The following is a 12,140-nucleotide window of genomic DNA, read 5'->3' as shown; positions in this document are numbered from 1 at the left end:
TTTTCAGGCACAGAGCGGAGCATTTGCTCTTTTACTAGCCCTGAGTCCATACAGCGACTAAGCTCTACTGCGATCGCTAGAGCCACGACACTTTGAGTGATGACATTTCCAACTTCGTATTTTGCGATGGTAATGATTGGAATTTCATAAATTTTAAAGCTTGCTCTATCCTCATCGCTCGGTGCTACTAAATTCGGCTCGATTACGATCACGCCGTCTTTTTTCACGCCATTTTTGAAAGCATCGTAGCTACTCTGCGCCGTTGCAAGCATGAAATCGATCTCGCCCTCACTCGCGTAAGGATATAGAATTTCTTCATCGCTTAAGATAATATCCACTTTCGTAGGTCCGCCACGTACCTGAGAGGTATACGTAGATGCCTTGATTCCATAGCCGCCGTGCGCGATCTTTGCCGCAGCTAGAATCTCACCTGCCAAGATTACGCCTTGACCGCCCACTCCCACAAATCTTAATTGATTCATCTTAGTCCTTCAAAATTTATCGCTTCGCCGCTTTGTGCCGCGTCTATCACCTTTTGATACGCCTTTGTGTATTCGGTGCGCTCATTATCTTCATGTAAAACTCCAAGCGGAAATAGCCCTGCTCGCTCATCCTCGCTAAGAGCGTCAAATTTTGCTTTAGAGACCGTGCGCGAATCAAGCCACTTTAGCATTTGCACTGCCTCGCTCATTTTATTTTTACGACCCAAATTTACGTGGCAGTTGCTAAAAATATCAAAAAAACTATAACCATCGTGCTCAAAGCCCTTAGCCAAAAGTCGCTCGATTTTTTCGGGATTTGTCACACTCTCGCGTCCGACAAAAGTTGCTCCGGCAGCGATTGCAAGTTTTGCCGCATCAAAGCTGGGATCGACATTGCCGTATTGTGCCGTAACCGTCCAAAACCCGCGCGGTGTCGTAGGACTCGTCTGCGAGTTCGTAAGCCCGTAGATGAAATTGTTTACTAAGATATGATTTAGATCGATATTGCGGCGGCATCCATGGATCGTGTGATTGCCCCCTATCGCAAGCCCATCGCCATCGCCAGTGACTACGATTACGTGTTTGCCTGGATTTGCAAGCTTGATACCCGTAGCATAAGCTATCGCGCGTCCGTGCGTCGTATGGACGGTATTGCAGTCTATGTAACTAGACATCCTGCCACTACAGCCGATACCGCTTACCACGCACACATCGTCCATGCTCCAGCCTACGTGGTCAATCGCGCGGATGATCGCTTTTAAGATTACTCCGTCGCCGCAGCCCCAGCACCAAAGTGTAGGCATCTTGTCCGTTCTTAGATATTTATCGTAATCAAACGCCATTTAAAGCTCCTTTACTTTCTCGATAATCTCGCTAGGGCTGATCGGTCTGCCGTTTGCCTTAAGAAGCGTCTTAAAATCATCCCTCAAGCAAGCACGCTGCACCTCTAGCAGATACTGCCCTAAATTTAGCTCGGCGATCAAAATTTTATTAAATCTCTCCCCTAGCTCCCTTAGCTTGCGCGCTGGGCTTGGCCACAGCGTGATCGGGCGGAAAAGTCCCACACGCACGCCTTGCCCCCGTAGCTTTAAAATCGCGTCTTTTGCGGCTAGACTAACGCTGCCGTAGGCGATGATGCAAGCATCAGCGTCATCTAGCATAAATTCCTCATATTGTACGATCTCATCTTCATGCGCCGAAATTTTATTAAAAAGCCTTTTTATAGAGCGATCCACGATCTGCTCGTTTTCGGTCGGAAAGCCCTTCGCGCCGTGATGGAGCCCCGTTATGTGATAGTGATATCCCCTAAAAAAGGGATTTAGCACCGCAGGCTTATCCGGCGCAGCATCGTAAGGCTCATAATCTTTCGGACTACCTTTAAATTCCGCCCTACGCTCGATTTTTAGATCCGAAATTTCAGGCAGCACCGCCTTTGCCTGCATATGCCCAAGCGTCTCATCAAGTAGCAAAAATACCGGCGTCATAAACCGCTCGGCTAGATTGAAGGCGCGCACGGTTTGCGTGTAAGCCTCCTTTAGCGAGCCCGGACACAGCGCGATGCTTTGAAAATCGCCGTGAGTAGGGTTGCGAGCTTGCAAAATATCGCCCTGCGCCACTCGCGTAGGAAGCCCTGTGCTAGGACCTCCGCGCATAACATTTACGATTAAAAGCGGAATTTCAGCGATAAAGCCAAGCCCGATCTGCTCTGATTTTAGCGAAATTCCAGGACCGGAGCTTGCCGTCATAGCCTTTGCACCGCTCATCGACGCGCCTAAAGCTACAGAAATGCCCGAAATTTCATCTTCCATCTGGATAAATTTGCCTCCGACCTTAGGTAGCAAGCGACTCATCTCGTGCGCGATCTCGCTGCTCGGCGTGATCGGGTAGCCGCCAAAAAAATTACAGCCGCAATCAATCGCCGCACGCGCAATTAAGGCGTTGCCTGTGGAAATTACCTCTCTCATTATGCGTCCTTGGGTTTCATAAAATTATTGTTTTTGATTTTTTCAGCCATCTCTCTAGCCTGCGAGCTTAGACGAGCGAATTTAAAGCCCTTGGGCGCGACGAAAATCGCAAAATCTGGGCAGTGCAACTCGCACTCCCTACAGCCGATACAGGCGCCCTCATCCACCACGTCGATCATCATGCCCTGCACGGCGCCCTCGTCCTGTCTCATCGCGATCGCGCCGCTAGGACAGACGCTTACGCAGATGTTGCACGCCTTACAGCGGCTCTCATCCGTCCAGACGGCGCGCTGGCTCTCATTTTCGCTCATATTTTCTCCTTAATTTATCAAAATCCGCACTAAATCCCGCTTCGCGATTTAAAATTTGAAATTTGCGGCGCAAGCCTGCTTTGATCGCATTAAAGTCCTCTCGTTTTTAAATTTTGCAGAATTTAAATTTTAAAATTTTGTGGCGTTTAAAAATTTTACGCCACGCAGAATTCTGCGCCAAAGTAAAATTTTAATCTATGAAATTTCACAGCGGGCAAAATTGCGCAAATTTTAAAATTCCGCAGCGAATGAAATTTTACGCTACAAAATTCCGCGAGCTTAAATTTCTTGCCAAAGTGAAATTTGATGCTGCAAATTCTATCACAAGAATTCTGCGCTTTAAAATTTTAGCTCTGTAAATTCCGCGTCGCGTCGAATTCGCTTTATTTCCACTAAAACTTTAGCTCCGCTATCCGCTCACGCATCCGTTCAAGCTGCTCGTAAAACTCGCCCGAGTAGGCGAAATTTCTCTCTATCGCGCCCATTTTGCCGACGCTTACGAAGCGCCCCAAAGGCACCCCCGATCTATCCGCGACGCAGCAGGCGAGCGTGCCGCAAGTATCAAAAAGGATGTATTTTATGATCTTTACGATCCCAGCAGCGGGCGCCAAATACGCCGACGTGCCCAGTAGCTCGCCGATCTGCGCGCCGGCGCGTTTGACATTTTGCACCGCGCGACCAAAAATTTCATCCGAAATTTCAAATCCCAGCTCGTTTTTAAGCGCGATCATCTCTTCGCTATGCGGGCCCACGATCGCGCTTCTCATCGATGAAATTTCCTTGCCGCTCGCTCGCGCGAGTTCAAATTTAAGCCGTGCGCCGTCTAACTCGCCCGCCATGCCGATGACGCGCTCCTTTGCAAACCCGCTAGCCTGCAGCGCCGCATAGACCATCATATCAAGCGGATTGGTAACGACGACGATAATGGAGCTAGGCGCGTATTTTGCGGCATCTCGCGCGCATTGCGCGACGATGGCGGCGTTGCTGCCAAACAGTTCCTCCCTGCTCTGCCCCGCCTTTCTTGCGCGCCCTGCGGTGATCACGACGATGCCTGCCTCTGCTATGTCGCCAGGCTCCGTGCTGCCGCTTATGCGCAGGTCGCGCTCATAAACCGCCGCCGTATGGGCAAGATCTAAAGCCTTGCCGCGCGCGATCCGCTCTACAGCATCCACAAGCACGATGCTATCTATCTTTTGGCTCAAAGCATCGCTTACGATAAGATCGTTCGCTACCACTGCGCCGATGTTCCCGGCGCCGAATATCGCTATTTTCATTGTTATCTCCCAAATATCGACCCACATTTTTATAAATGCGGGGTTTAAATTTTAAAATTTAAAGACGAAATCTCGTTTTTTAAATTTAATGCCGAAACGGCCTTAAATTTTACCTCTGCGCCTTTACGTTGCGCTCGTGCTCGGCTTGCGTGCGCGCAAAATCGTGAAGCCCCGTCTTTTTATTTCGCATAAAATACAGATACTCGCTCTTTGCGGGCGCAAAAACGGCGCGTATCGCATCGCGAGAGACCACGCACACGGGCTCTTTGGGAAGTCCGTCGTTGAGGTAGGTGTTGTAGTGGCTGGTGTCGGTGCGGATGCGCTGCGGAGTGATCTTGACGTGCGAAAACTCGCCGTAATTCAGCGTGCCGTCCATCTGAAGGCGCATATTTTTGGCCAAGCGGTTGTCGATGACGGAGGCTACGAGCGGCATTTCATCTGCGTTTGCGGCCTCTTTTTGAATTACAGAGGCCTTGATCAGCACCTGCTTCCACGCCGTGGCGTTGTAGTCGCCGCTAAGCTCGCGCGACAATCCTTCGTGGAATTTTTGCGCGCTTGAGATGAGGTGGTCGATGATATTTTTTTCGCTTTCGTTTTTGCTAATTTTGTAGGTTTCAGGCACCAAAAAGCCCTCGTAAAACGGCGCCGTGGCGTTGTATTCGCGCTCAAGCTCGCTAAAGCTTAGCCCGCGATCTTTCGCCAGCTGTTTTAAAAACACGATCGTAGTCTCGCCCGGGATCAGCTTGATCTCGTTCATCACGGGCTTTGCGACGCTTAGCTCATATAAAAATTGATATTTGGGCAAATTTTCGCCGCTAAGCTCCAGCTCGCCGGTTTTTGCGCCGCCGTAAAAAGAAAGCAACCTTGCGTCGAATTTGCTAAATTTTGGATAGCTCTTTGAGAGTTCCGATAAAATTTTCGTTGAGCTGCCTTGTCCTATCTGCACGGTTGCCGCGTTGCCGACGCGCTCGTGTAGATCAAAACCCACGGCCAAAAGCACGATAGCCGCAAGCTCAATACAAATGCACGCCGCTTTGATGAGCTTTATAAAGAATTTCATGCGTTCCTTTCAAAATTTAGCTGAAATTATAGGCAAATAAGCCAAAATTTTGAATAAATTTCATATTATAAGCGCAGTTTTTCGGCACGCCCGATTTGGTTTTGGGGCGGAGTTTTTTTGATAGGGCGATGATGTATAAATTTTTAGCTAGATTTTTTCTTACTCTTACTATACTTTTTATAATCTGCGCGGTAGGCCTAAAGCACGGTATTGCGATTTCGCAGCTGGACGTGGGCTTTGCAAAGCTTGAGGGGTTTTATCTCAAGCTAAATAAAGGTCTCGTGCTGCGTATCAAAAATCTTGAAATTACGCAAAATAATACACAAAATTTAGAGCAAAATTCCACCGATCTGCGCACGCAAAGCGAGAAAATTTTGGAATTTAGCAAAAAAATCTCGCTCATCAACTCCTTGTTTGAAGAGATCGATGTGCAGAATTTGAAGATCAAGGGCGAAAGTCTAAAGCTAAAATACAAAAGCGACGTTTTTTACGCCGACACGCGGTTTTTTAGGCTAAGCTCAAAGATCACGCCTGGCGCAAACGGACTTAGCTTTGATCCGATCGAGCTTGAGCTAAATGATTTTAATCTCACTCTGCACGGCACGACGCGAGCAAATTTCAGAGCCGATACGTATGATTTTAACGGCACCTTCGCTTCGCACGAGATCGCGGGCGAGCTTGACGTGCACAATATCGGCTCACAGCTAAATATCGAGATAAACCGCGCCTCGGCCTTGAGTCTGAAAAATTTTATGAATGAGCTGGGCGCACTTACGGGGCTAAATCCTCTTGCGAACGAGTGGATCTACGGCAAGGCGGTCGCGAAAAACTACTATATCGAAAACCTCCACGCCAAAATCGATCTGAAAGATCCGCGCCCGATCGCCGAAAATGTCAGCGCCACGGCTTACGCGCAGGATCTTACGATAAAATTTCAACCGCAAATCGAAGCCGTAACGGTAAAAGACGCCAACATCACGCTTAAAAACGATTTTCTAAATTTCACGCTAAATGAGCCTAAATTTAAAGGCAAAAGCCTGGAGGGAAGCGGCGTGCGTATCGGCGGGCTTTTTGAAGAGAAGCCGGTCGTATATCTGGATCTGCGAACCAAGGAGAGCTTGGGCAAAGACCTTGTAGATATTTTGCAAAGCTACGGCATAGACGAGCCCGTATATCCGCTAGGCGGCGGGATCGATGCGCGCGTGCTGATAGACGTGGACGTAGAAAAGGAAAGCGCCAAGGTGGATGCGAACGTAACGCTAAAAGATGCCGATCTGATGATCTCAAAGGCAAAATTTCACTCCAAAGCCGCGCGGGTGCACATCACCGAGAAAAAAATCGACATCAAAGACGCAAACCTGCAAAATGAAATTTTTAACGCCACGGCAAGCGGTAGCATCGATATCGCCGCGCGCAAAGCTAAATTTAACGGCACAATCCATAGCTTCAATCTCTCCCCGAACGGCAAAGAAATTTTAAAATTTGGCGACGCGCGAGATAATATAAGCCTTGATTTTAGCGGCAAAGCGCCGGTGCTAAGCTCGCAATTTTTGGGCGCAAAGATGAGCTTCGGCGAGCGGATCGAGATTAGCTCGCCCGATATTAGCGGAATTTTGCCCTTTTCTAAGACGCTTAAAAACGCGGGCATTAGCGGCGGAGATCTTAAAATTTTAACCAGCGATTTTACAAACTTAGATATCAGCAGCAGCAATCTCATCTTTGATTTCGGTCTGCTGAACAAGGACGGAAGCCATTATAAAAACGACTCTTTCGCGCTTCGAGTGCGCGGGGGCGATCTGGACGGCTCTAGCGGAAGCGGTAAAATTTCTCTCAAAATCAACAAAGGCGGCAACTTCGTCTCTTTAAAAGACGTGGACGTCGCGATCAATACGAGCGTGCAAACCAGCGAGTTTAATAGCGGCACAAAGGAGCGCTCGCCGATAAATTTCAGCGGGCAAAACTCTTCCATCGTACTATCCGATCTTAATAAGACGCTTAAATTTACGCACTTTAACGGCGTGCTGGACGGCAAAAATATGAATTTAAACGCAAGCTTTAAACGCGGCGACGTGAAGTTGATCTTTAAAAAGAGCTTGCTTCAAATTTTTGCGCAAAACATCAGCGGCGAGGCGCTCAATCAATTCCTAGGCTCGCAGAGCTTCGACGGAGGGGTCTTTACGCTGAAAGCAAGCGGCATCGATCCGCGAAACTACCGCGGCGAGATCAACGTGCAAAACACCTATCTGAAGGACTACATCATCTATCAAAGGCTGCTTAGCTTTATAAACTCCGTGCCGTCGCTACTTACGTTTAAGACGCCCGATTTCAACGATCGCGGCTTTAGCGTGCAGAAGGGTAAAATTTACTTTCGCCGCAGCGGCGATAAAATTTACATAAATGCGATGAACTTTACCGGCAGTAGCGCCGACATCGCGGGCAACGGCGAAGTGGATATGAAAAGCGGTGCGCTGAATATCGATCTGGAGCTTAAATACCTCAAAGACGCAAGCTCGATAATCTCAAAAATCCCGCTGCTAAATCATATCATCTTGGGCGAAAACAACACAATCTCCACGATCATCGAGATTCGCGGCACGACGAAAAAGCCCACCTATTCGACCGCCGTTGCGACCGACGTGCTAAAAACGCCGTATAATCTCATCAAAAACACGCTGATGCTGCCCTTTGTGATCTTCGGCAACAGCGAGGAGAGCAAATGAAATTCCCGCTCGATTATAAGGATAGCTTTGAAAAATCGCTGCTGTTTTGGCTCGTAAAATTCGTGCGCTACAAGCTAAGCGCGCTATCGAATAAGGAGCTGAAAAACGACGTGCTGTTTCGCCGCGCAAGCCTGGCTCTAAATCACGAGGTAGCAAGTATCGGCGAGCTCGAGCGCCTTGCAAAAGATGCGCGAAATGCGGGACTTACCGGCATCAATACCTATTTTAACCCGCTTAAAAAATTTTACGAAGCGATAGTAGAGTACGGCCTTGAGAGTATGAAAAATATCGACGAGGAACTTTTGAGCGAAATTTTAGCTTCCATTACGGGCGGGCTGAGCGATGCGAGCAAAAAAAACTACCGAATCGCGCTGATAAATTTTTTCGGCTTTATCGACCGCCAAAATGAGCAGGACGGCACCTCGCACAACTACGGCATCGAGCTTAAGCACTGGGGCGGTATTAGCGGCAGCCGCGGCACGAAGCTTCCGGAGTTTATGAGCGAGGAGGAGCTGAAGCGGTTTTTGGACGCGATAAATTTAAGCGAGTTCCCCTCCTTTGCCCATCGCAACCGCCTAATCGTAAAAATCATCGTCTACACCGGCATCCGCGTGGGCGAGGCGATAAATCTCAAGCGCAAAGATATCGCGCCGGAGGGCGATCTTTTCGTCATCCGAATCCGCGGTAAGGGCAACAAATATCGCATCGTGATGATTAAACGCCACCTGATCGAGGAGCATTTAAACGCACTGGAGACGAATTTTTCAAACAAAGAGGGCTATCTTTTCGTCACCAAAAACGGCGCGCCGCTCACGCAAGCATACGTCAGCGGCATCGTGGAGAAAATTTTAATGAGCGCGGGCATACGCAAGGAAAAAAACGGCGCCCACATGCTGCGCCACACCTTTGCGACGATGCTTTACAAAAAGCAAAAGGACCTCGTGCTCGTCCAAGAAGCCCTCGGCCACGCGAGCCTCAATACTTCGCGCATCTACACCCACTTCGACAGCGACAAACTGCGCCTTGCGGCGAAAGTCGCGGAGGAATTCGAGGAGTAAAATTTTAAAATTTGAGATGGCGCGAGGCTTGCTTGAGCGAGATTTTTTAAATCTCGTTTTGATGCGACTTTGAAATCGTTTTTTATGGAATTTATTTTCTAAAAAATTTGGAATTTTATTTTGAAAAATTCTGAAATTTGTTTTTCATACTCGCATAACAAAACCTAAAAATTTTACCCTGCGAGCTTTAGAATTTAACTCGGCAAAATTTTAAATTAACGCGCGAGCCTTAGAGCTTGATTGCAAAAAATCTAAAATTTTACTCTTTTGGAATATAGAATAATTTACTTTTTAGATTTTCTCATGCGATTTTGCCTAAAATTCCAGATAAATTTAGTATAAAATTTCATTTAAATTTTGACGATACGGGATTTCATCCGAGGATTTTATAAGCAAAAGATAATCGACATATTAAGAGGTAGCGGATATAAAATTTATCTGCAAATTCCGCAAGGATGGAATTTCTGATTTAAAATTTAAACCCTCGAAATTTTATAGTTTGATTTGCTTTCAAATTCTCATCGCACCGTATTCGCCTTAAAATTAAAGACACAAAAGATTCTGCCACCAAAGTTTGCTGCGAAATTTACCGGCGCGAAACTTGCTTCGTAAATAGCGCAAAAATCATATAGAAATTTCCACTAAAAATTTAAAGAGATAAAATCATCGGCATGATTATTTTAGATTTATTTTACGACAGAAATCCCGCTCTTGCGAGCAGGATTTCATTTCTTAGGGGGATAAGAAAAGGAGTTTAGGCTAAATAAATTTAGCCCGAGATTTCGTCTAGCCACGGAGTCCGCGACAAAAAGGAGCAAAAAGACGAAATCTCGCGCAAAATTTTAAGCCAATATTTAAGCGATCGGTTCGCGACAATAAACGAGATTTGCGACAGCTTCGAAAGCTATCGCAAAAATGCCGTGCCGCAAGCATCAAAATCAGACGAGCCTTTGTTTTTTGAAATACTCGCGCGGAGCCTTGCAGAGCGGACAGGCGCCCGGGGCTTTCTTGCCGCGATGAACGTGCCCGCAGACCTCGCACACCCAAACTTCCTCGTCGAAACTCTCGAAAAAGCCCTCTTCTAGCAGGATCTTTTGAAGCTCGTTGTATTCGCGCTCGTGCTCCTGCTCGACCTTGCCGATAGCGTTAAAAAGGCGCGCAACCTCTTTTTTACCCTCTTCGGTCGCGATTTTAGCGAAGCTCGGATACATGCTCTCGTGCTCGTAGCGCTCGCCGGCGGCGGCGTCGAGCAGATTTTTATCCATCTTATCAAGCGCTATGCCGGCAGCCGCATGATGTGCCTTTAGCTCGGCTCTGGCATGCCATTTTTCGTTTTCGGCAGCCTCGTAAAAATGTCGCGCGATAGCATGAAAGCCCGCCTCTTTGGCTAAATCGCCGTAAAGATCGTATTTGTTGCGCGCTTGAGACTCGCCCGCGAACGCCTTCATCAAATTTACCTGCGTCAGATCCTCGGTAATGCATTTCATCGGCTCTCCGCAGCAGCTAAGCGTGCCGCCGCCTACGTTTTGCACTTCGACCTCCGCGCCGCACTTGTCGCATCTGTAAGTTTCGTACTGTCTCATTTTAATTCCCTATCAAAATTTTTAGGGAATGATACCACGGCTACTATTAAATTTTACTTAATAAATTTTATTCTTCTCAATAAATTTATGTTTTTGAGAAAATTTTGGCACGGAATTTCCATCCGTAAAATCTAAACTTAAGATTTTACAAAGCAACTAGAATTTCAAGCAAAAGCGCTAACGACCGATTATCTAAAAATATGAAATTTAGTTTTCTGACTCATTTAGTCTACGATTTTAAGGCGAGCCGCATCATTGGAAATTTTTTAAAATTTAAAGTTATCTCAAAAATAATTTGCTATTTTGCCATATGGTCTTATTTTACGAGTATATGACAATGCTCGGCAAAAAGTAGCTTTAATGCGCCAACGAGCCGCCCGATTGTAATTATGAAGCGTTAAAAGCGTAATTAAGGGCACTGCAGCATTACCATTTTGCCGCTATGATCAGTAATTTCTGAGAATTTATGAACGTCAAATTCTAAGCCGCAAATCGAGCAAGGAGAGAATTTATCGACTTCCTTCTCGCCTAAAAGCGAGCAAATTGCGCCTATTGTCGGATTATGTCCAACGATAAATACGCATTCCGCGCTAGCTGCATTAAAATTTTGCACAATATCTGCGCTAGAAATTTCTACATTGTTGCAAGATATCGCATTATTTTCGCTAATGCTAGCGGGAATTTTAGTGCTCTTAAAAGCAGAATTTTCAGCGTTTGCGTCGCGATGTTTTTCGCTACTCAGACCAACCACATTGTATTTTTCAACATTCACACCGCACCCAAAAAATCGTTTCTCATCCAAGCTGCGAACAAACTTTGCCAAATCCCATAAACTTACATCGTATAACTCTCGCAATGACACTATCTTTTTTGTCGCGCCCAGCGTATTGGCGATAATTTGCGCCGTATGGAGTGCGCGTATAGCCGAGCTTGTAATAATCAAATCAGGCGCAAGTCCCAAGCTACACAGCTTTTCTCCAAGTTTATTTGCGCAAAGTTCGCCCACACGGCTTAATGCCCGCTCGAAATCGCTTCCGTTGCCGCTTTGCGCCTCGGCATGTCTTATAAAATATATCCGCTTCATCTGCATCCTTTCATAAAATTTTATGTATAATTTAGCGTTAAATTCTACAAAATTCTAAATTTTTTCTGGATCATTCCAAAACCATAACCGACCGCAAACCCCGCTATGTGCGCATACCATGCCACATTTACGCCCATTAACATCGGCGCAAAGCTCATTATCAAAATCGCGACAAAAATCCCGCCCGCATTGCGTTCATCAAAATAAGCAATCACGCCTAAAAGCACGCAAATAGCGCCACTAGCGCCTACGATATTGACGATTTCTCCCATGCTCATGGCATAACGGATATAAATCAGACACAAAGCGCCACTCAGCAGCCCGCCTACGATGTAAAGTAGCGTAAATTTTATCCCACCGAACGCTCTCTCTAAAATCCCACCAAATTGATATAAAACCGCCATATTCATCGCTAGATGCATCACTCCGCCGTGCATAAAAAATGAACTTAGTAGCTGCCACGGCATCCCCTCGAAAAAATATGGATTGAGCCCGAAAAATAGGTAGGACTTAAAGCCGAAAAAATATTCCAATGCGAATGAAATCACGAAAAATAGGACATTCGCCACAATGATCGCGAGAGTAAATTTGCCTGATTGCATGA

General features: G+C 46.6%; 12 protein-coding genes. 3 read left to right on the top strand and 9 right to left on the bottom strand.

All coding sequences use genetic code 11. From position 1 onward, the window contains the following. The 4 genes from Q0257_RS12985 to Q0257_RS12970 all read right to left on the bottom strand — a co-directional run. On the bottom strand, positions 1-482 hold a 482-nt coding region (locus Q0257_RS12985), incomplete at its 3' end, for a 2-oxoacid:acceptor oxidoreductase family protein (RefSeq protein ID WP_298025450.1). Continuing rightward, entirely contained in the window at positions 479-1,324 is an 846-nt protein-coding gene (locus Q0257_RS12980) for a 2-oxoglutarate ferredoxin oxidoreductase subunit beta (protein WP_298025448.1), read from the bottom strand. The genes Q0257_RS12980 and Q0257_RS12985, both read right to left, overlap by 4 nt. Continuing rightward, positions 1,325-2,446, bottom strand: coding sequence for a 2-oxoglutarate synthase subunit alpha (locus Q0257_RS12975; protein WP_298025446.1), 1,122 nt, complete (start codon positions 2,444-2,446; stop codon positions 1,325-1,327). Next, the gene (locus Q0257_RS12970; protein ID WP_177388316.1) at positions 2,446-2,757 is read right to left on the bottom strand and encodes a 4Fe-4S binding protein; all 312 of its coding nucleotides are present in this window, start codon (positions 2,755-2,757) and stop codon (positions 2,446-2,448) included. The genes Q0257_RS12975 and Q0257_RS12970 overlap by 1 nt, the downstream gene beginning before the upstream one ends. Positions 2,758-2,954: 197 nt before the next feature. On the opposite strand from Q0257_RS12970, the gene Q0257_RS12965 reads away from it, so the two are divergent. Beyond that, complete coding sequence (locus Q0257_RS12965; RefSeq protein WP_297905158.1) at positions 2,955-3,116, top strand: hypothetical protein; 162 nt, start codon at positions 2,955-2,957, stop codon at positions 3,114-3,116. A 33-nt stretch (positions 3,117-3,149) separates the two neighbouring features. On the opposite strand, the gene Q0257_RS12960 is transcribed toward Q0257_RS12965, so the two are convergent. Together Q0257_RS12960 and mltG are read right to left on the bottom strand one after the other, a co-directional pair. Next, positions 3,150-4,031 carry a malate dehydrogenase gene (locus Q0257_RS12960; protein WP_298025444.1) on the bottom strand — a complete coding sequence of 294 codons (882 nt, stop codon included), beginning with the start codon at positions 4,029-4,031 and terminating at the stop codon, positions 3,150-3,152. 109 nt (positions 4,032-4,140) lie between these two features. Then, positions 4,141-5,091 (bottom strand): endolytic transglycosylase MltG, encoded by a 951-nt coding sequence (gene mltG, locus Q0257_RS12955; protein ID WP_298025442.1) that lies wholly within the window; start codon positions 5,089-5,091, stop codon positions 4,141-4,143. Between the two features lie 131 nt (positions 5,092-5,222). Between mltG and Q0257_RS12950 the strand changes: the two genes are divergently transcribed. Then, entirely contained in the window at positions 5,223-7,811 is a 2,589-nt protein-coding gene (locus tag Q0257_RS12950; RefSeq protein WP_298025440.1) for an AsmA-like C-terminal domain-containing protein, read from the top strand. Then, the gene (locus tag Q0257_RS12945) at positions 7,808-8,869 is read left to right on the top strand and encodes a tyrosine-type recombinase/integrase (protein ID WP_298025439.1); all 1,062 of its coding nucleotides are present in this window, start codon (positions 7,808-7,810) and stop codon (positions 8,867-8,869) included. The genes Q0257_RS12950 and Q0257_RS12945 overlap by 4 nt, the downstream gene beginning before the upstream one ends. A 938-nt stretch (positions 8,870-9,807) precedes the next feature. Here Q0257_RS12945 and Q0257_RS12940 read toward each other — a convergent pair. From Q0257_RS12940 to Q0257_RS12930, 3 genes are all read right to left on the bottom strand, one after another. Beyond that, positions 9,808-10,452, bottom strand: a complete 645-nt coding sequence (locus Q0257_RS12940) for a ferritin family protein (RefSeq protein ID WP_298025437.1) — start codon at positions 10,450-10,452, stop codon at positions 9,808-9,810. A 409-nt stretch (positions 10,453-10,861) separates the two neighbouring features. Next, the gene (locus tag Q0257_RS12935) at positions 10,862-11,536 is read right to left on the bottom strand and encodes a histidine phosphatase family protein (RefSeq protein WP_298025435.1); all 675 of its coding nucleotides are present in this window, start codon (positions 11,534-11,536) and stop codon (positions 10,862-10,864) included. A 44-nt stretch (positions 11,537-11,580) separates the two neighbouring features. Next, the coding region (locus Q0257_RS12930; protein WP_298025433.1) for a rhomboid family intramembrane serine protease at positions 11,581-12,140 on the bottom strand (560 nt) is incomplete at its 5' end.

Origin of the sequence: uncultured Campylobacter sp. (assembly GCF_938018035.1) — a bacterium.
Taxonomy (GTDB): Bacteria; Campylobacterota; Campylobacteria; order Campylobacterales; family Campylobacteraceae; genus Campylobacter_B.
Note: the sequence above shows the minus strand (reverse complement) of the source record. Positions and strands in the feature narration are given on the sequence as shown.

Bases quoted from the DNA above. Each gene is read 5' to 3' on its own strand.
- Q0257_RS12980 (WP_298025448.1), bottom strand. From the start codon at position 1,324: ATGGCGTTTGATTACGATAAATATCTAAGAACGGACAAGATGCCTACA.
- Q0257_RS12975 (WP_298025446.1), bottom strand. From the start codon at position 2,446: ATGAGAGAGGTAATTTCCACAGGCAACGCCTTAATTGCGCGTGCGGCG.
- Q0257_RS12970 (WP_177388316.1), bottom strand. From the start codon at position 2,757: ATGAGCGAAAATGAGAGCCAGCGCGCCGTCTGGACGGATGAGAGCCGC.
- Q0257_RS12965 (WP_297905158.1), top strand. From the start codon at position 2,955: ATGAAATTTCACAGCGGGCAAAATTGCGCAAATTTTAAAATTCCGCAG.
- Q0257_RS12960 (WP_298025444.1), bottom strand. From the start codon at position 4,031: ATGAAAATAGCGATATTCGGCGCCGGGAACATCGGCGCAGTGGTAGCG.
- mltG (WP_298025442.1), bottom strand. From the start codon at position 5,091: ATGAAATTCTTTATAAAGCTCATCAAAGCGGCGTGCATTTGTATTGAG.
- Q0257_RS12950 (WP_298025440.1), top strand. From the start codon at position 5,223: ATGTATAAATTTTTAGCTAGATTTTTTCTTACTCTTACTATACTTTTT.
- Q0257_RS12945 (WP_298025439.1), top strand. From the start codon at position 7,808: ATGAAATTCCCGCTCGATTATAAGGATAGCTTTGAAAAATCGCTGCTG.
- Q0257_RS12940 (WP_298025437.1), bottom strand. From the start codon at position 10,452: ATGAGACAGTACGAAACTTACAGATGCGACAAGTGCGGCGCGGAGGTC.
- Q0257_RS12935 (WP_298025435.1), bottom strand. From the start codon at position 11,536: ATGAAGCGGATATATTTTATAAGACATGCCGAGGCGCAAAGCGGCAAC.